Origin of the sequence: Marinobacter sp. M5B (genome assembly GCF_042604615.1) — a bacterium.
GTDB classification, from domain to species: domain Bacteria; phylum Pseudomonadota; class Gammaproteobacteria; order Pseudomonadales; family Oleiphilaceae; genus Marinobacter; species Marinobacter salarius.
This window is the reverse complement of record NZ_CP156894.1, coordinates 1,966,030-1,984,709: the sequence shown is the minus strand read 5'-3', so window position 1 is coordinate 1,984,709 and position 18,680 is coordinate 1,966,030. Positions and strand designations below refer to the sequence as shown.

Genomic DNA, 18,680 nt, shown 5'->3' with positions numbered 1-18,680 from the left:
GTGGCGTCCGGTGCTGTGTATTGTTAACTGTCACGCAGCAGTGCGACATTGAAAACCTTAGTAATCTTGGCATGACCGACTAGCCGGCCGCCTTCCTGAACCTTGAGCACTTTACCCACCCACAGCGAATGAGGATAGAGATCAGGAGAGAGTAGCCAGATATTGGTAGGGCAGCTTTGGCCTGGTGCAAGCCGATCTTGGCCGATGTACTGGTGTAAGCCTGAAGTTAGATAGTCATCACTCACCGAGTGGGCAGGACGATAGCCTGATATGGCTGGAGTAGATCTGCCACCCTCTTCTGTGCTCAGCAGTGTAACGACTGCTTCGATATCGGGTGTTCGCTTCAGGTCTAGGCTCATAAAGTTAACGCCTTGGGTAAGCTGCCGGTACGCAGCGCAGCGTAGTACCGGTCAGCTTGACCCACTTGTTAACGTGTTTTGAGAATTACCGGAATCTGCTTCTGGCTCATCAGATTCCGAATTGTCACGGTGCAAATATAGGCCGTACACCAAAGCCAAAATGCCGAAGAGAGCCAAGGACAATGTTAAAAACATACCAGTTTTGCTCAATATCTGATCAAGCCAATCAAGAGCAGGGGACGTCTGATCAAGTCTATCTAGCTTGATCCCTCTAAGTTGAGATTCCATGTCGGAAACCATAGCCCCGTACGCCTTACGTTCGACAATCTCATTCCTTAATTCAGGTGGCGTTCCTTTGTTGTTGTTCTTATACAACTGCAAAGCCTTTTCGCAATACCAAGAGGCGTTCTCTTTATCTATCGTAGCTGGTTTAAGACACAGCTCCGCAAAACCAATCGTTGCTTGGTAGAGACTTGCTTCTACAATCCGATTCCTTTCTTTCGATACCTGATCATCATGCTTTCTAACCTCTGAAAGCAGTGACTGAAGTAATAAGTAGTAACCAGCAATAAAAATCAGACCAAACAGACTTAAAACCAAAAGCCTTTTGAACCAGGAGCCTCTACCCCACGAAAAAACGGGCTGCAATAGACGTTTCGCTACAGCACCTTCTTCAACCAAACTGTTCAGAGACAACACAAACTCCTTCTGTTAGATAAAACGTTAACGCTCCGCTAATGTGCACCGCCTGCGGCGTCACCATTGAGCGGCTTGTTAGCAGATTCTGCCTGAAGACGCTCCACCAGCCACACCTTGATGATCGATTGACGGGTAACTCCGTAGCGCGCAGCCTCACGGTCCAACGACTCCACAACCCAAGCCGGGAAGTCGACGTTGATTCGCTTTTGTTCCTGATTAACGCGACGAGCAGACGACAGGTCCAGGTCATCAACAATATCTTCTTGACCTTCCTCAAATTTCTTATCGAAGTCTTTAGCTTTCATAGAGCTCAACCTCCTTCTTGCGGGAACGTCTGACTGAAATCAGACGAATACGAGCATCCCTGTACGTGACGACAGCCGACCAGTGCTTTTCACCAATCTTGCCTATCAGCAAAAACCTCTGCTCATCCTCTGATTTTGCGCGGATCTCCAGCAGGTACGGATCTTTCCACAGCCCTTGGGCAGCAACGAAATCGATACCGTGTTTGTCCAGATTGGCCTGGCTTTTGGCTTCGTCGAATTCAAATTCATCCATGAGTACAAATTATTCCTTTTTTACTCATTCTGCAAGATTTGGGAGGAGTAGTGAAACTGCTAACGCCGAGCACAGCGGCGCCACGACAGTGGCGTCCGGTGGACGGTCTTCAGGCCGGGAACAGACTTAAGCGACTTGTTAATGGTGTGCGAGCTTACCTGCAATTGCCTGCCTCAGATTCCCTTAACTCATATTTGTGATTCAAGAAGATCTCTGAGGAACTTCGGAAAGTTGAGATCGATTCTTCCAAACGGGAGGCTAGTTTTTCCAAAATTCTGTTCGGCGCACCAGCACCGGCAAATTGGACGAGAGCTTTCGCACTACTTTCTACCTTCAGAAAACCGGACATATTTTCGGTTTGTGTTACTGCTGACAGACCACCCATACCTCCGAGATCTACATTACAACTCAACTGTTCCTCACGTCGACTTGCCATGAACGAATGAAGCTCCTCTACTCTTTCAACGTTTAGCCAGGAAGTCGTTTCTTGCAGGTCCGACAGCCGCTTTTGGTACTCACCAAACTTCTGCAAGCAAAAAGATACTCTTTCTTCTCTATCACTCATCGGCGCTTTTTGTTCACACGCATATACAAAGCCACCCGCGCCGAAAAATAAAATCAGTGAAATCACACAATTGATTGATCGATGCACACTCTTTCCTTGAACCATTAACGCCTGCATTTGCGGCGGATTTGGAGCGCAGCGGAAAATCCGTCCGACAACATGCATTTGTTAAGCGCTCTTCTGAATACACTAGAAATCAGAATCATGATCTTTTTCCGCAATTTTCTTTTCGATGTTCTCGATAAAGTTCGCAACACATTTACGTAGCTCGACCAGCTTATCAGCTGTGATTTCTACATGGTCTCCGTCCTTAGTTCTACCTCCTCGATGAACTATGTCATGTCGAATCACTATGTGCTGCATGAGCTGTTCAATTTCTGGTCGCTCGATATTCAGTGCACTCGAAAATAGCGGCATAACCCTATCCAAACGATGCCAGACGGTTTTCTGTATATATTTTTCTACTTGCTCTCGCAGCCCTTCAAGCCGATCAAATATATTTGATAACGACAATTTTTCCTGTTTAAAATCAAAACAGTAAAACACAAACCTTTTGAAAACAGCTTCGTCAGATTTAACCCAATATGACATGGAATCTGATAAATAGGTTTCTAAAGCAGCAATCAGGTGGGAATAAAGAAGTTGGCGAAGAAGCTTTTGATGCTCAGCGCCTAGCTCTGTAGAGTGCAAAGAATCGATTTCCGATAAGCGCTGGATAAATTGCTGGTAAGGCAAGTCTTCTGACTCAACCTCAAAAGCAAAGTAATCATCGTAATCTGGCTCGGTATGTATTGGAGCCCATTCATATATTCCATCGGACTCAACAGCCTCAATTACAGCACGCACTATCTCGTCATCAAATAAGTGGCCAAACCTACCATAGAGCTCATCCTCTGCTTCGTAGGGACCGCCATGGACGTAGATGTACCCTCCTTCGCGACCGTTGTAAGGCGTATCGTTCGCTGGGTCCCAGTAACGACTCAGGAACCATTGCCGCATTGCCTCATGACGAAGGTTGGGCGATGCGGATAAAAGCCACTCATTATTAGGTTCGAAACCTGATCGTGTATTCGCTCCAGCTTCATCGGGCAACTCAGGATAATCGTCTTCGAAATGGTCGTTGTGGCCCATCGTAAACCTCGAAAAATGGCTCGATATTATTTGGAGCAAAGACACTTAACAGCTAATTCAACGACAAATGACATCTACCAAAAACGCACCTATTTCCATACACCCTAGATGTCACTGACCATAATTTTCTTTTATTTTCAATAAATTAAAATATTCAACAACTGACCAGTCTGAAAAATAAGCGTCAATTGTCAAGTTTCACCCAGTACGCCTGTTCGCTTATCTGAAATAGACCCTCAACGACTATTCCATATCTTTCATAGAGTTGTCAGCTCATTGGCACAAATTTACGAAGTTTTGCGACAATTGTCGTATATCTCCGTTTTTCACCGTGAAATAACCCAAAAGCAGGCCTAAAATACTGTATAAATAAACAGCATGGAGGCTGAGCCGATGATTTTGGATGTCCCACCAAAGTTGCCAGACAACCCTACCCGCTTTATGGATCAGCTGCGCACACTGATTCGTAGCCGAAATATGGCCTACAAGACTGAACAGACGTACTGCCACTGGATCAAGCGCTTCATCCGTTTTCATGGTATGCAGCATCCTTCTGCGTGTTCGGCAAAAGAGGTGGAACAATTTCTATCGCACCTTGCGGTGCAGCGTAACAACAGTGTCAGTACCCAGCGGACTGCGCTGAATGCCCTCGTGTTTCTGTTCCGCGAGTTTCTGGAGCAGCCCCTGGATGAACTATCGTTTGAAATGGCACGAAAACCCAGACGCTTACCCACCGTTTTTACCCATGATGAAGCCAAAGCCGTTATCAACGGCCTGGAAGGCGCTCCTCAGTTGGTTGCGCGCCTGATGTATGGCTCCGGCCTGCGAATCAACGAAGCCTTGAGACTTAGAGTGAAAGATGTGGATTTCGGGATGCAGCAAATCATCGTGCGCAGTGGAAAAGGCAATAAGGACAGAACAACCTTGCTCCCGGACTCATTGGCAGAGCCATTAACCCTGCAAATTGACGCTTGCTTGGTTCAGCACAAGAAAGACCTGGCCGGCGGTCATGGCGAAGTCTATATGCCCTTTTCTCTGAATCAAAAATACCCCAGCGGAGGCAAAGAACCTGCCTGGCAATATCTGTTTCCAGCCGCCAAGTTATCCATGGATCCGCGTAGCGGCGTCTTACGCCGGCACCATCTTCTGGATCGCGGTGTTCAACGGGCCATCGGTTTAGCTATTCGTGAGGCGGGAGTATACAAGCAGGCAAACAGCCACGCGTTTCGCCATAGCTTTGCCACTCGCCTACTGGAAAACGGATACGATATTCGCACTATTCAGAAGCTGCTGGGCCACGCCGACGTGCGCACCACTGAAATCTACACACATGTGGTTCGTAAAGGAGGCTTTGGAGTACGCAGCCCGATAGACGACACCTTCTAACTTTCCCAGCGGCTTTCCGGAATGCGCTGTACGTGGATATGCCCGATCAGGCGAATGGTGGGGCGAATCAGGAATTGGAAACTGCCAATAATGAACAGCCAGATGGCCGCCTTCTCGTGTTCGGGAAACAGAAACAGGATGCTGCCCACCAGAAACCAGATGGCGATCAGGAAATCATTGATGATGCTGAGCACTTCGTAACGGCGCCGTATAACCAGCTCTTCATGGCCTAACCGAAAGGTTAGTGGGTTATCTGTACGGTCTTCAGCCATTACACATCCTGTTTCCGGTGGGTTTGGTGAATTATTGCATGTCTTTGTAGGCTGCGTCGGTGCGCGCCGCCATGATGTAATCGTTTTTGTGCAGGCCGCCTATCTTGTGGGTCCACCAGCGTACGGTGACCTTGCCATATTCCAGAAGGATGGCGGGGTGGTGCCCTTCCTCTTCGGCCAGGTCACCCACCTTGTTGGTAAATGCCTGGGCCTGGGCGAAATTCTTGAGCTTGAACACTCGCTGTAACTGTTCCTCCCCGTCCAGCTCAATCTCCTGCCAGTCGGGTACATCTTTACCCAGGGCTTGCTTCTGATCGGCAGTGACTGTGGGAGCATCTGCGCTGCAGGCTTCACAGCTTTGTTTCGTCAGTTCACTCATTTCAACCTCCATGGTTGATGGCTGTACTACTAAGCGTGGGTTCGTTCCGCCACATTATCAACCCACTGCTTGAAATCCTGTCTTTTTCAGAATACTGTATATTTAAACAGTATATAGAGAACTTTCCATGAGCGAGATTCTGAACACGCTGATGCAAGACGCCCGTGTATGGCAGGGTCAGCAGCATATCCGTACCAGCCGGCCAACGGAGCCAACCGGTTACCAGGTGCTGGACAACCAGCTCGGCGGTGTTGGCTGGCCCCGTGGGGCGTTGAGTGAGTGCCTGCTGGATGAGCCCGGCATTGGTGAGCTGCACCTGCTGCTACCCCTGATGCAACGGCTTTCTCAGGCAGGTAAGACCGTCTTCTGGCTGAACCCTCCCCATACACCCTACGCCCCTGCCCTGGCCCGCGAAGGGGTCAATCTGGATCAGGTCATACTGATCAACACCGAAGACGATGGCGACTTCCTGTGGACACTGGAAAACTGCCTGCGTTCACCGGTCACCGGCCTGGTGATGGCCTGGCCCGGAAAACTGGCCGCCCGTGACATACGGCGCTTGCAACTGGCCGCGGAGGCCGGTAGCAATGTGTGCGTGCTGTTCCGCGAACGGCGCCATGCCGAACAAAACTCCCCGGCGGCGCTACGCCTGGATCTGACGGCAGGAAGTCAACAGGCGCTCAAGGTCAATGTTCTGAAACGTCGCGGCAGCTGGCCCGGCCAATGTTGCTCCGTAGCCATGTCCCACCGGGCGGATCTGGCCTTCCGGGAAGCCCCCCGGGTGGTCCAGGGCCCCTGGGCCGGCAAGACCGGGTAAGGCGTATCATGCTCTGGCTGTACCTGCATTTTCCTCACCTGTTGCTGGATCATATTCGCCGCTCCCGCGAAAACCAGGGGGCGCTGGCTGTTGTGGAAGGCTCCGGCCAGAAGATTATCCAGGCCTGCCCGGAAGCTTATGCCCAGGGAGTACGCGCTGGCATGCGCCTGAAAACCGCTATCAGCCTGGTTCCGGAGCTGCGTATGCTCAGGGCGGACCACCAACAGGAAGCCCGGATACTGGAAGACCAGGCGCGCTGGCTATACCGGTACGCGGCTCATATCGTATTGGTACCCCCGAATGGCCTGTTGGCGGAAGTGGGCAGCCTGCAGCGGCTTTACGGTGGGCTGGCAGCCGTCTGGCAAACGGTGGAACAGGGGCTGGAGGAACGCCAGCTTAACGCCTGGATCGCCATCGGCCATACCCCAATGGCCGCCCGGCTGATTGCCCGGGCCGGCAAGGGCGAGTGCACGGCGGACAAAGGCCATATCCTGCGTACACTGGGGCAGATGCCCCTGCTGACGGCAGAGTTCGATGACAAAACCTGTACCCGTCTGCAACGGCTCGGCCTGAACACCCTGGATGAGGTCTTCGCACTGCCTGCCAGTGAACTGGCCCGCCGTCTGTCGCCGGAAACCCTCGCGTATGTGCAGAAGATCCAGGGTAACCGCGCGGACCCACAAACACCCTGGCAACCGCCCCACACCTTTCGCCAGCAGGCGGATTTTGTGCAGGAGATTGAGCAGTCCCAGGGCCTGCTGTTCCCCCTGCAGCGCATTCTGTCAGAACTCGAGGAAGACCTGTGCTGGCGACAGCAGGATACCGACAGCCTGCTGCTGGTCCTGCAGCACCGGCATGAGGAGCCTACCCGCATTCGGGTTCGCACCTCCGGCCCCGAGCATCGGGCCGAAGCATTTCTGAATCTTATCCGCCTACGGTTTGAGCAGCACCCGTTAAGGGCTCCGGTGATCTCATTAGTGCTGTCCGTTAAACGCTTCCTGGGGCGGGAAGTGGCCCCTGGCCAGGATCTCTTGGGTGAAACGCAGGATCTGAACGAAGCCTGGCACACCCTGATCAGCCGTCTGCAGGCACGGCTTGGCGGACATTCATTACGGCAGTTATCCCCGCAGGCGGATCACCGGCCCGAACGGGCCTGGTCGGCCTCCGAAGTGCAGCGGAAAAATCATACCCGCCTCCCTTTTCCCGACCAGTTACCCCGTCGTCCTTTATGGTTACTCAAAGGGCCACAACCGCTGGCCGAAGCTCCGACCATGTGGTTTTCGGGCCCGGAACGGATCAGTGGAGGTTGGTGGGATGGCCAGCGGGTTCACCGGGATTATTACATTGCCGAGCTGTCCACCGGCCAGCTTGCCTGGGTGTTCCGGGATGTGCGGGATGGCTGGTTTGTGCATGGCTGGTTTGGCTGATGGACAACTTCAGCTATGCCGAACTCTTCTGCTTCAGCAATTTCACCTTCCTGACCGGGGCCTCACATCCCCATGAACTGGCCGAGCAAGCACTGGAGCTGGGCTACTCTGCACTAGCCATCACAGATGCCTGCTCAGTGGCTGGCATTCCTCGGGCCTGGGCCGCACTGAAAGACAGCGCGGTAAAGCTGATCACCGGCAGCTGGTTTGAACTTGAGGATGCCCCACCCGGAGCGGTTACTCCCCGCTTCATCCTGCTAGCCCGCACCCGTAAGGGTTATGGTCAGCTTTGCCAGTTGATCACCACTGGCCGACGGCAAGCGGAGAAAGGCCAGTACCGGTTATTCTTCCGGGATATCGAGACCCATTCCCTGGACGATTGTGTGTGCCTGTGGCTGCCACCCTCACCCACTGTTGCAGATGCAGACCAGGCCCTGGCCTGTGGTGAGTGGCTTCAGCGCCTGTTTGAGCCGAATCTCTGGATAGCCGCAGCCCGCACTCTTGAATCCGGAGAGGAGCAGCAACTGGCCCGGGCACGCTGGCTGGCAGACCACCTGCGTTGTCCGATAGCCGCCACCGGAGAGGTGCACATGCACAGCCGCGAGCGGCAACCGTTGCAGGATGTGCTCACCGCCCTGCGCAACCACACCAACCTGGAGAACGCCGGCCATTGCCTGTTCCAGAACGGGGAGCGCTACCTTCGACCATTACCGGTTCTTGATCGCCTGTTTCCGGAAGCCTGGCTCAGGGAAACCCTGGTAATTGCTGAGCAATGTACTTTCGAACCGGGTAGCTTGCGGTACGAATACCCACCGGATCTGGTGCCGGCCGGAACATCGCCAGCGGCCTACCTGAAACAACTGACCCAAGACGGTGAACGCCGGCGATACCCAAACGGCACGCCACAGAGCGTTCAGAGGCTGATACGCAAGGAACTAAGCCTGATATCAGAGATGAAGTACGAGCACTACTTCCTCACTATCCAGGATATTGTCGCCTTCGCACGCAGCAAAGGCATCCTGTGCCAGGGCCGCGGGTCGGCTGCCAACTCTGCCGTGTGCTACTGCCTTGGCATCACCGAGGTCAACCCGGCTCGCGTGGAGTTGCTGTTCGAGCGCTTCATCTCCAAGGATCGTGGAGAGCCACCCGATATTGATGTGGATTTCGAGCATGAACGGCGGGAAGAGGTTATCCAGTACATCTACCGGCGTTACAGCCGGGAACGCGCAGCCCTGGCCGCCACGGTGATCCGCTACCGGCCGCGCAGCGCCATCCGGGATGTGGGCAAAGCCCTGGGTTTTGATCCCGCCATGGTGGAACAGCTTTTGGAAGGCATCGATTGGCGGGACAAGGCCAGCAACTGGCGCCAGCAGATTCTCGACAAACACCTCACCCGCAACCCGAAAGTGGCCGACCAGTTCTTTACTCTGGTGAATACCCTGTTGGGCTTCCCTCGCCACCTGTCCCAGCATGTCGGTGGTTTTGTCATCAGTGCCGGACCATTGGCCGAATTGGTACCAGTGGAGAACGCGGCCATGGCGGACCGTACCGTCATACAGTGGGACAAGGACGATCTGGAAAGCCTGGGCCTGATGAAAGTGGACGTGCTTGCCCTGGGCATGCTCACGGCCATCCGCAAGGCCCTGGAGCTGATCAGTGAGGAAAAGGGTGCTCCTTTTTCCATGCAGGATATTCCCCTGGAAGATCCCGCCACCTATGCCATGTTGCAAAAAGGCGACAGCATCGGTGTTTTCCAGGTGGAATCCCGTGCCCAGATCAACATGTTGCCGCGTCTGAAACCGGAAAAGTACTACGATCTGGTGATCGAGGTGGCCATCGTCCGCCCCGGCCCTATCCAGGGTGACATGGTTCACCCCTATCTGCGTCGCAAGCATGGCCTGGAGCCGGTGGACTATCCCAACGACGCTGTACGGAACGTTCTGGAGCGCACCCTAGGTGTGCCTATCTTCCAGGAGCAGGTGATCAAGCTGGCCATGGTGGCCGCTGGCTTCTCTGCCGGTGAAGCCGACCAGCTCCGGCGTGCGATGGCTGCCTGGAAGTCCCACGGCGACCTGACGCCATTTCGGGACAAGTTGATCAACGGCATGCTGGAACGCGGCCACGATGCCGATTTCGCCGAACGGTTATACCTGCAAATCTGCGGGTTCGGTGGTTACGGTTTTCCCGAATCCCATGCCGCCAGTTTTGCGCTGCTGGTGTATGTGTCCTCCTGGATTAAACGCCACTACCCAGCCGCTTTCTACTGCGCCCTGCTCAACAGCCAACCCATGGGATTCTACTCACCGTCCCAACTGGTCCAGGACGCCCGTCGTCATGACGTCACCGTGCTACCCCCGGATGTAAATCACAGCCAATGGAATCACACCCTGGAGCCGCCCAATCGTCATTTACGTCTGGGGCTCAGGCTCATACAGGGCCTCTCTGCCAGCGGCGCCGAGCGCCTTTACAACAATCGCCCGGCTGAAGGTTACCGGTCCACCGCCGAACTACGTCACCTGGCCGGCCTGAACCAACGCGACATGGAACTGCTCGCAGGCGCTAACGCCATGCCAACGTTTACCACTAATCGCCATCAGGCTTACTGGCAACTGCTTGAGCACGAACAGCCCGCGGAGCTCTTTGCCAAAGAGACAGCGGCTCATTACCAGCCAGAACACTGTTACCAGTTGCCCGAACCCACGGAAGGCCAGAATGTACTGGCCGACTACGCCAGCCAGGGCCTGACCTTGCAACGCCATCCCCTGGCCCTGCTCCGGGAACAGGGGCACCTGAAGTTCTGTCTCAGCGCTGAACAACTCAAGAATATCCAGCCTGGCCGACCGGTTCAGGTTGCTGGCCTTGTCACAGGCCGCCAACGCCCCGGCTCCGCCTCCGGCGTCACCTTCGTTACCCTGGAAGACGAAACCGGAAATGTAAACGTGGTGGTCTGGCTGGAAACCGCACGGCGGCAGCGCAAGCCGTTGATAACGGCCCGGTTGTTACATGTGAAAGGGATTCTGGAAAGAGAAGGCGATATTGTTCACGTGATGGCAGGAAGGCTGTCGGATTTGAGCCATCTGATTCAGACGTTACCGGTTAATTCCCGGGATTTTCATTGATGAAGCACCATTGCGGAGGCGACTAAAACAAGAAAGCCCCGCAAAAGCGGGGCCTTCTCTCAGGCGCTGAAGTGAAACAATCAGCTAAGCAGCTTGATCATCACACCTGCAGCCACCGCAGAGCCGATAACACCGGCCACGTTTGGCCCCATAGCGTGCATCAGCAGGAAGTTCTGCGGGTTGGCCTCAAGGCCGACCTTGTTGGATACCCTTGCAGCCATCGGCACCGCAGACACACCAGCGGAACCAATCAGCGGGTTGATAGCTTCCTTGGTGAAGCGGTTCATCAGCTTCGCCATCAGAACACCACACGCAGTACCCACAGCAAAGGCCACAATACCCAGGCCCAGGATACCCAGCGTCTGCGCATCCAGGAACTTGTCAGCCATCAGCTTGGAGCCAACCGACAGGCCCAGGAAAATCGTTGTGATATTGATCAGTGCGTTCTGGGCAGTATCGCTCAGGCGCTCGACCACGCCACACTCGCGCATCAGGTTACCAAAGCAGAACATACCCAGAAGCGGCGCAGCGTCCGGCAGGAACAGAACCACCGCAATCAGTACCACCAGCGGGAACACGATTTTCTCTTTTTTGCTCACCGGGCGGAGCTGGGACATCTTGATGGCCCGCTCTTTCTGGCTGGTCAGCGCCTTCATGATCGGCGGCTGAATCATCGGCACCATCGCCATATAAGCGTAAGCCGAAACTGCAATCGCCCCGAGCAGGTGCGGCGCCAGAACACTGGACACATAAATGGAGGTAGGACCGTCCGCACCACCGATAATACCGACTGCGGCGGCTTCAAGGATGGTAAAGTCCAGGATACCCAGCCAATCGAGCAATGCAGCACCCAAAACGGTTCCGAAGATACCGAACTGGGCTGCAGCGCCAAGCAGCATTGTCTTGGGGTTCGCCAATAGCGGGCCAAAGTCCGTCATTGCGCCGACACCCATGAAAATCACCAGCGGACCAATGGTGCTACCGATAACCACAGAATAGAAGTTATACAGCATGCCATTGCCATAGCCGAAGTCCTGGGCAATGGCATTTGCCATCGCCATGTCGGAGTAGCTGGCCTCTTTGACCGCCACCTTGAAGGCTTCTTTCAGCTCAGGGGTAATAGCCTGGCCGGCCTGATAAGCAACATCCAGCGGCGCAGCCAGTGCGGCCAGCACCTGCGTAGTGTCGCTCTTCAGGGCGAAATGAATCGCGTTCTCCGCCGCAGTCAGGGCAAGCCCCGCCTCCGGAATATTCGCCAGAATACCGCCGAACCCGATGGGTACCAGCAGCAGCGGCTCGAACCCCTTGCGAATCGCAAGGAACAGAAGAAGAAGGCCGATGGCGATCATGATCACCTGGCCAAGTTCCATATTGAACAGGCCACTACCTGTCCAGAGTGTCATTAATTTATCCATGGAATGCTGGCCCTTATGCGATTGTCAGCATTTCATCATCAGGGGAGACGGCATCACCGACCTTGATGAAGACTTCGCCGATGGTACCGGCTTTCGGTGCCCGAACCTCGGTTTCCATTTTCATGGCTTCGAGAATGATCAGCACATCGCCCTCTTCCACGGCGTCGCCGGGAGATACCAGAACCTTGAAGATATTGCCGCCCAGAGGCGCGACCAGAGGCTCGCCTTCACCCGCAGCCGGTGCAGGCGCGGAAGAGGAAGCAGCAGGTGCGGATGCAGCACCGCCTTCACCCTGAATCTGGCTGATTTCACCGCCTTCGGACACCGCAACAACATACTTCTTGCCATTAACATCGACAGTGTAGGTTTCCGGGCCTTCAGCTTTCTTGCCAGGTGCTGCGTCTTCAGCGGTCGGAACCGGCTCAAAGGCATCCGGGTTGTTACGGTTTTCCAGGAACTTCAGGCCGATCTGCGGGAACAGTGCGTAGGTCAGCACGTCGTCCTCAACATTGTCGGCCAGCTTGATGCCCTTCTCTTCCGCCAGCTTCTTCAGCTCGTCAGTCAGCTTGTCCATTTCCGGCTCAAGCACATCGGCCGGACGACAGGTCATCACTTCCTTGCCATCCAGAACGCGCTCCTGCAGCTCCTTATTCATGGCCGCCGGCGCAGCGCCGTACTCGCCCTTGAGGATGGCGGAGGTTTCCTTGGAGATGGACTTGTAACGCTCACCGGTCAGAACGTTCAGTACCGCCTGGGTACCCACGATCTGGGAAGTCGGAGTGACCAGCGGAATGAAGCCCAGGTCTTCGCGAACCTTGGGGATTTCATCCAGAACTTCGTCGAACTTGTCGCTCGCGTTCTGCTCTCGCAGCTGGTTTTCCATGTTGGTCAGCATGCCGCCCGGTACCTGAGCAATCAGGATGCGGGAATCGGTGCCACGCAGGCTGCCTTCAAATTTCGCGTACTTCTTACGCACCTGGCGGAAATAGCTGGCGATTTCCTCAAGCAGGGTCAAGTCCAGGCCGGTGTCACGATCTGTGCCTTCCAGGATGGCAACAACCGCCTCGGTGGGCGAGTGGCCGTAGGTCATGCTCATGGAGGAAATGGCGGTGTCCACGTTATCGATACCGGCTTCCGCGGCCTTGATGGCGGTGGCGGTAGACATGCCGGTGGTGGCGTGGCACTGCATATGGATGGGAATATCCAGCTCTTTCTTCAGACGGCTGACCAGATCAAAAGCTACGTAAGGCTTAAGGATACCGGCCATGTCCTTGATGGCGATGGAGTCCGCGCCCATGTCCGCCACTTCTTTCGCCATTTCAACCCACATTTCGATGGTGTGCACGGGGCTGGTGGTGTAGGCGATGGTGCCCTGGGCATGCTTGCCAGTCTTACGAACGGCCTTGATGGCACGGTCCAGGTTACGCGGATCGTTCATGGCGTCGAAAATCCGGAACACGTCTACGCCGTTCTCGGCGGCACGCTCACAGAAACGGTCGACCACATCATCGGCGTAATGACGGTAACCCAGCAGGTTCTGGCCACGCAGCAGCATTTGCTGTTGGGTGTTAGGCATGGCCTTTTTCAGTTCACGGATGCGCTCCCAGGGATCTTCGCCCAGGTAACGGATGCAGGAGTCGAAGGTAGCTCCGCCCCAGGATTCCAAAGACCAGAAACCAACCTTGTCGAGTTTCTCGGCAATGGGCAGCATGTCGTCAAGCCGCATGCGGGTGGCAAGCAGGGACTGGTGGGCGTCACGCAGGATAACGTCCGTAATCCCCAGCGGTTTCTTTGTGTCAGTCATCGTGTCAGCCTTCTGTTTAAAGGTTCTAATCTATCTGCCAGGTCACTTCTTGTGGCGTGACCGGTATTGTGCAATCGCTTTTTTAATCGCTTCAGCGGTGTCAGGATCAACCGACGATGGCGCCGAAGGCCTTGCACGTGGAGTACGGGCCGGAGCAACGGGTTCAGGCGGGCCGAACCGATGGACCAGTTTTGACATGAGCAGGGTTGCAAACACCAATATGATCAGGAATACGAAGACAAACCCCATGCCTGCGACCATCAGATCGATGGCTTGTGACATTAGCTCACTCATAACAAATAGCTACCTGTATTGAGTTGTTGATTTTCCCGAGCCCTTGACCAGGCCTCGCCAGGAGCGTGGTTTTACCAGCCATTCGGACAGTTCGGGGGGCAAAATCCCGCGTAATTTACCGTTTTCCGACTCACTGAGCAACCTAATTGGCGGTTTCAATAGGTGGTTTCCGAGCTCTCTGGCCCGTACTGACGGGCCTGGAGTGGGCAAAAATCATTCTCATTCATGCATACCGCACACGCATTTTCCGGCCCTTTATACGCCCCTGCTCCAACCTTTTCAGAGCCGTGGCGGCTGATGCCTTCTCCACTGCCACAAAACACTGAAAATCGAATAGATCGATCTTGCCTACAACGGCCCCGGGCAGCCCAGCCTCACCGGTCAGCGCACCAAGCACATCTCCTGGCCTGACCTTGTCTTTGCGCCCACCCGCTATACACAGGGTTCTCATCGCCGGCTCCAGCGGCTGCAACGCAGTTTTCAGCAGCTTGTCTGTATCCCCCCAGGTCACGGCTTGCTTACGCCCGGATTCCAGCCGATTAATCTTATGGGCCTGCGACGGGGTGCAGAAGGTGACCGCAAGCCCCTGCTCCCCGGCCCGGCCAGTTCGACCGACTCGGTGAGTATGTACTTCCGGGTCCCTGGCCGGCTCCACATTAACCACTAACGGCAAAGATTTTATATCCAGACCGCGGGCCGCCACATCGGTCGCCACGAGCACGGAACAGCTCTGGTTGCCGAAACGAACCAGAACACTGTCACGATCCCTCTGCTCCAGATCACCGTGAAGCGGGAGCGCCGCAAACCCGAGGCCGTTCAGCTCATTGGCGACATCATCACATTGCTGTTTCGTGGTGCAGAAGGCAATGCAGGACGCTGGTTGGTGTAACGACAATAGCGCCGCGACGGCCTGGACTTGCTGCCCGGGTGCGATCTCGTAGAATCGCTCGGTAATATCGGATTCAACAGCCTGACTCTCAATCCGGACGTCAGCCGGCGCATGCTGATATTGCTCGCTCAACTTGCGGATATTCTCGGGCCACGTCGCCGAGAACATCAGGGTCTGCCGTTTTGCGGGCGCCTGGCTGATGATGTCTTCCACCGCATCCTGGAATCCCATATCCAGCATCCGGTCCGCCTCATCCAGGATGAGGGTTGTGAGCTGGTCCAGCTTCAGAGTGCCCTTTCGCAAATGATCCTGAATACGCCCTGGAGTACCCACCACAATATGAGCGCCATGGCTGAGGGAGCCAATCTGGGGGCCGATAGCCACGCCACCACACAGCGACAGAATCTTTACGTTGTCGCGGGCCCTTGCCAGCTCACGCAGCGACTTCGCCACCTGGTCCGCCAGTTCACGTGTGGGACAAAGTACCAGCCCCTGCACCGAAAAGCGTCGCGGATTCAGCCTTTCCACCAGGCCAATGCCAAACGCCGCCGTCTTGCCGCTTCCGGTCTGCGCCATGGCGATCAAGTCCTTACCTGCCATGGCATGAGGCAAGGCGCCGGACTGAATCGGTGTCGGATTTTCAAAGCCAAGCCTCGACAGGTTCGCGAGCATTGGCTCGGAAAGGCCCAACTGACTGAATGACGGCATAAAAGAAATTCCCGGGGGCAAATGGATAAATAAAGGATGGGTTCGACCAGCAGCGCTGCGGGCGTATACTTGGGGCCAAGTTTACCAGAAATTGCAGACACTCACGGAGCCGTTCATGCCATCACTACAGGATCAGTTGTTGAAAGCCGGCCTGGCCGACGAGAAAAAGGCCAAAGCCATTCGCAACGAGAAACATAAAAAACGCAAACAACAGCCCAAGGGAGCGGTTGAGGTCAATGAAGCGGAGATTCGTGCCCGTCAGGCACGGGAAGAGAAAGCAGAACGGGATCGGCAATTAAACCTTGAGCGCCAGAAGCAGGCTGAGAAAAAGGCCATCCAGGCCCAGATTCGGCAACTGGTGGAAACCAATCGTCTTGATCGCTCGCGAGGTGAGACCTCTTATCAGTTTGTCCACGACAAGAAAATCAAGAAGCTCTTTGTGGACGACACCATGGTGGATCAACTGTCACGGGGAAGGCTGGCTATTGTCTTCGTGAACGACGCCTACGAAGTGGTAGCCGAGGGCGTAGCCCGCAAGATCATGGAGCGGGACGAAAGTGCCGTGGTGGTGTTGCATGACCGCAAGAGTGACGATCAGGGGGATGATGACCCTTATGCCGGATATGAGATCCCCGACGATCTAATGTGGTAAGGCAACAAAAAGCCCCGCTCTCGGCGGGGCTTTTTGTTTAATATGGCGCGGCTGGGAGGATTCGAACCTCCGACCGCCTGGTTCGTAGCCAGGTACTCTATCCAGCTGAGCTACAGCCGCTAAAAACAGTGCCTACTGAAAATGGCGAACTTGGTATAAGTGGCGCGGCTGGGAGGATTCGAACCTCCGACCGCCTGGTTCGTAGCCAGGTACTCTATCCAGCTGAGCTACAGCCGCGCATTCATACTTCCAGATTCAGCAATGTTCTCTTTCTTCTCCGAAAAGAAATGGCGGAGAGGGAGGGATTCGAACCCTCGATACGCGCAATGCGTATGGCTCCTTAGCAGGGAGCTGGTTTCAGCCACTCACCCACCTCTCCTTGAGAACGGGGCGTATACTACCATAATTTTTCTGATTTCATAGGGTTGACACGAGTTTTTTCGAACCGCGCTCCCATAGGTTCAGAAAAGCCGTTCGGGAGACACAAAAAAGCCGTTCGGGTTTCCCTCGAACGGCTTTTTGTCACTCTCAGCTGTTGCCGGGCTCCGGCTCTTCAGAGCCTTTCTCGCTCTGAATTCGCTGATAGATTTCTTCGCGGTGAACCGCCACTTCTTTGGGGGCGTTTACACCAATGCGAACCTGGTTCCCCTTCACCCCAAGGACGGTTACGGTGATTTCATCACCGACCATCAGGGTTTCGCCAACACGGCGGGTCAATATCAACATGTCCTTTACTCCCTTATCCAGAGCTACCTGTTCCGACAAATGTATACTGCTTACTTTTATAGTGGGATCACTTGCCAATCAAAAGCCGCACAATCACTTATACGTACTTATAAAAGCAAAAGCCTGCAAATGATGCCCTTTTTTCGGAAAACCAATGCGAACCGGCTTTTATGTTCGCGTATTTTCAGGCTTCCTCTACCCCGGGCTTGTCCAGTTCGAACGCACTATGCAGTGCCCGAACGGCCAGCTCAAGATATTTTTCGTCAATCACCACGGAGATTTTAATCTCAGACGTGGAGATCATCAGGATATTGATTCCTTCATTAGACAGTGCTGCAAACATTTTAGTTGCAACGCCGGCATGAGACCGCATACCCACACCCACAATACTGACCTTCGCAATCTTGCTGTCGCCGCTAACTTCACGGGCACCCAGTTCGTCGGACACCCGCTGCAGAATGGCCTGGCCACGCTTGAAGTCGTTGCGATGCACGGTGAAGGTGAAATCCGTGCGGTTATCCGCACCCACGTTCTGTACGATCATGTCGACTTCAATGTTGGCATCGCTGATCGGCTGAAGTATACGCAGGGCGCTGCCCGGGGTATCCGGCACACCGGCGATTGTCAGTTTGGCTTCATCACGGTTAAAGGCTATGCCGGAGACAACCGGTTGTTCCATGGCGTTTTCATCCTCAAGTGTAATCAGGGTACCTTCGCCTTCCTCAAAGCTGGAGAGCACCCTTAAAGGAACATTGTATTTGCCTGCAAATTCCACCGAGCGAATCTGAAGAATCTTGGAGCCCAGGCTGGCCATCTCAATCATTTCTTCAAACGTAATTCGCTCCAGCCGGCGCGCGCTGTCCACTACCCGTGGGTCAGTGGTATAGACACCGTCTACATCAGTGTAGATCTGACACTCGTCAGCCTTCAATGCCGCAGCGAGAGCAACAGCAGTAGTATCGGACCCGCCACGACCAAGGGTGGTAATGCTGCCGTTCTCGTCAATGCCCTGGAAACCGGCAACCACAACCACGCGACCGGCGTTGAGGTCTTCCCGCATGCGCTGCTCGTCAATCTGCTTGATGCGCGCCTTGGTATGGCTGCTGTCGGTCAGAATTCGAACCTGGGCACCGGTATAAGAGCGCGCATCACAGCCGCGCTTTTGCAACGCCATGGACAACAGAGCAATGGTCACCTGCTCCCCGGTCGAGACCAGCACGTCCATTTCCCGGGGCGTGGGCTCTTCCATGATGTCGTTGGCCAGACCAATAAGACGGTTGGTTTCCCCACTCATGGCAGATACCACAACCACCACGTCATGACCTTCCTTGCGGAAGCGGCATACCTTTTCTGCAACCGCTTCAATCCGTTCTGTGGTGCCCACCGAAGTGCCACCGAATTTTTGAACCAAGAGCGCCATTTCTTTCCCGATACCAAACGTGGACAGACAGCGGGGCAGCGCCCCACCTCAGACGACCAA

19 protein-coding genes and 3 tRNA genes are annotated in these 18,680 nt (G+C 54.8%); 5 read left to right on the top strand and 17 right to left on the bottom strand.

Annotation, left to right across the window (positions count from 1 at the left end):
- Positions 1 to 23: 23 nt before the first annotated feature.
- The 6 genes from AAGD24_RS08945 to AAGD24_RS08920 form a co-directional block, all read right to left on the bottom strand.
- Entirely contained in the window at positions 24 to 359 is a 336-nt protein-coding gene (locus AAGD24_RS08945) for a hypothetical protein (protein ID WP_379867160.1), read from the bottom strand.
- A 51-nt stretch (positions 360 to 410) separates the two neighbouring features.
- Positions 411 to 1,055 (bottom strand): hypothetical protein, encoded by a 645-nt coding sequence (locus AAGD24_RS08940; protein ID WP_379867158.1) that lies wholly within the window; start codon positions 1,053 to 1,055, stop codon positions 411 to 413.
- A 38-nt stretch (positions 1,056 to 1,093) separates the two neighbouring features.
- Positions 1,094 to 1,363, bottom strand: a complete 270-nt coding sequence (gene brnA / locus AAGD24_RS08935; RefSeq protein WP_041333061.1) for a type II toxin-antitoxin system BrnA family antitoxin — start codon at positions 1,361 to 1,363, stop codon at positions 1,094 to 1,096.
- A complete protein-coding gene (locus tag AAGD24_RS08930; RefSeq protein WP_126810273.1) occupies positions 1,353 to 1,616 on the bottom strand; it encodes a BrnT family toxin in 264 nt (87 codons plus the stop codon). The genes brnA and AAGD24_RS08930 overlap by 11 nt, the downstream gene beginning before the upstream one ends.
- A gap of 154 nt (positions 1,617 to 1,770) precedes the next feature.
- The gene (locus tag AAGD24_RS08925; protein WP_379867156.1) at positions 1,771 to 2,346 is read right to left on the bottom strand and encodes a hypothetical protein; all 576 of its coding nucleotides are present in this window, start codon (positions 2,344 to 2,346) and stop codon (positions 1,771 to 1,773) included.
- 24 nt (positions 2,347 to 2,370) lie between these two features.
- Positions 2,371 to 3,312: a HEPN domain-containing protein gene (locus tag AAGD24_RS08920; protein ID WP_379867154.1), complete on the bottom strand. Its 942-nt coding sequence runs from the start codon at positions 3,310 to 3,312 to the stop codon at positions 2,371 to 2,373.
- A 393-nt stretch (positions 3,313 to 3,705) separates the two neighbouring features.
- On the opposite strand from AAGD24_RS08920, the gene AAGD24_RS08915 reads away from it, so the two are divergent.
- Positions 3,706 to 4,698 (top strand): integron integrase, encoded by a 993-nt coding sequence (locus AAGD24_RS08915; protein ID WP_199480715.1) that lies wholly within the window; start codon positions 3,706 to 3,708, stop codon positions 4,696 to 4,698.
- Here the strand turns inward: AAGD24_RS08915 and AAGD24_RS08910 are convergent.
- Positions 4,695 to 4,970 (bottom strand): YrhK family protein, encoded by a 276-nt coding sequence (locus tag AAGD24_RS08910; RefSeq protein ID WP_075196070.1) that lies wholly within the window; start codon positions 4,968 to 4,970, stop codon positions 4,695 to 4,697. The genes AAGD24_RS08915 and AAGD24_RS08910 overlap by 4 nt on opposite strands.
- A 31-nt stretch (positions 4,971 to 5,001) precedes the next feature.
- Positions 5,002 to 5,349, bottom strand: a complete 348-nt coding sequence (locus AAGD24_RS08905; protein ID WP_040474671.1) for a 4a-hydroxytetrahydrobiopterin dehydratase — start codon at positions 5,347 to 5,349, stop codon at positions 5,002 to 5,004.
- 127 nt (positions 5,350 to 5,476) lie between these two features.
- Between AAGD24_RS08905 and imuA the strand changes: the two genes are divergently transcribed.
- From imuA to AAGD24_RS08890, 3 genes are read left to right on the top strand one after another with little or no spacing between them, the layout of a single operon-like run.
- On the top strand, positions 5,477 to 6,166 hold the full coding sequence (imuA, locus tag AAGD24_RS08900) for a translesion DNA synthesis-associated protein ImuA (RefSeq protein WP_379867151.1): 690 nt from the start codon (positions 5,477 to 5,479) through the stop codon (positions 6,164 to 6,166).
- An 8-nt stretch (positions 6,167 to 6,174) separates the two neighbouring features.
- Positions 6,175 to 7,593: a Y-family DNA polymerase gene (locus AAGD24_RS08895; RefSeq protein WP_379867149.1), complete on the top strand. Its 1,419-nt coding sequence runs from the start codon at positions 6,175 to 6,177 to the stop codon at positions 7,591 to 7,593.
- Positions 7,593 to 10,712, top strand: coding sequence for an error-prone DNA polymerase (locus AAGD24_RS08890; protein ID WP_379867148.1), 3,120 nt, complete (start codon positions 7,593 to 7,595; stop codon positions 10,710 to 10,712). Before AAGD24_RS08895 ends, AAGD24_RS08890 begins: the two co-directional genes overlap by 1 nt.
- Before the next feature lie 80 nt (positions 10,713 to 10,792).
- Here AAGD24_RS08890 and AAGD24_RS08885 read toward each other — a convergent pair whose 3' ends face one another.
- From AAGD24_RS08885 to dbpA, 4 genes are all read right to left on the bottom strand, one after another.
- Positions 10,793 to 12,127: a sodium ion-translocating decarboxylase subunit beta gene (locus tag AAGD24_RS08885; RefSeq protein WP_369810904.1), complete on the bottom strand. Its 1,335-nt coding sequence runs from the start codon at positions 12,125 to 12,127 to the stop codon at positions 10,793 to 10,795.
- A gap of 13 nt (positions 12,128 to 12,140) precedes the next feature.
- A complete protein-coding gene (gene oadA / locus AAGD24_RS08880; RefSeq protein ID WP_036206746.1) occupies positions 12,141 to 13,931 on the bottom strand; it encodes a sodium-extruding oxaloacetate decarboxylase subunit alpha in 1,791 nt (596 codons plus the stop codon).
- Positions 13,932 to 13,973: 42 nt separating this feature from the next.
- Positions 13,974 to 14,225 carry an OadG family protein gene (locus tag AAGD24_RS08875; protein WP_036206745.1) on the bottom strand — a complete coding sequence of 84 codons (252 nt, stop codon included), beginning with the start codon at positions 14,223 to 14,225 and terminating at the stop codon, positions 13,974 to 13,976.
- A gap of 223 nt (positions 14,226 to 14,448) precedes the next feature.
- Complete coding sequence (dbpA, locus tag AAGD24_RS08870; RefSeq protein WP_379867145.1) at positions 14,449 to 15,822, bottom strand: ATP-dependent RNA helicase DbpA; 1,374 nt, start codon at positions 15,820 to 15,822, stop codon at positions 14,449 to 14,451.
- Between the two features lie 115 nt (positions 15,823 to 15,937).
- On the opposite strand from dbpA, the gene AAGD24_RS08865 reads away from it, so the two are divergent.
- The gene (locus AAGD24_RS08865) at positions 15,938 to 16,474 is read left to right on the top strand and encodes a DUF2058 domain-containing protein (RefSeq protein ID WP_036206740.1); all 537 of its coding nucleotides are present in this window, start codon (positions 15,938 to 15,940) and stop codon (positions 16,472 to 16,474) included.
- 43 nt (positions 16,475 to 16,517) lie between these two features.
- On the opposite strand, the gene AAGD24_RS08860 is transcribed toward AAGD24_RS08865, so the two are convergent.
- The 5 genes from AAGD24_RS08860 to AAGD24_RS08840 all read right to left on the bottom strand — a co-directional run bounded on the left by AAGD24_RS08860 (position 16,518) and on the right by AAGD24_RS08840 (position 18,620).
- Positions 16,518 to 16,594 (bottom strand) — tRNA-Arg (locus tag AAGD24_RS08860).
- A 40-nt stretch (positions 16,595 to 16,634) separates the two neighbouring features.
- Positions 16,635 to 16,711 (bottom strand) — tRNA-Arg (locus tag AAGD24_RS08855).
- Between the two features lie 51 nt (positions 16,712 to 16,762).
- Positions 16,763 to 16,853: transfer RNA gene (locus AAGD24_RS08850), tRNA-Ser, on the bottom strand.
- 149 nt (positions 16,854 to 17,002) lie between these two features.
- Positions 17,003 to 17,200 carry a carbon storage regulator CsrA gene (csrA, locus tag AAGD24_RS08845; protein ID WP_007155535.1) on the bottom strand — a complete coding sequence of 66 codons (198 nt, stop codon included), beginning with the start codon at positions 17,198 to 17,200 and terminating at the stop codon, positions 17,003 to 17,005.
- 184 nt (positions 17,201 to 17,384) lie between these two features.
- Positions 17,385 to 18,620 carry an aspartate kinase gene (locus tag AAGD24_RS08840; protein ID WP_075195259.1) on the bottom strand — a complete coding sequence of 412 codons (1,236 nt, stop codon included), beginning with the start codon at positions 18,618 to 18,620 and terminating at the stop codon, positions 17,385 to 17,387.
- Positions 18,621 to 18,680: the final 60 nt, after the last annotated feature.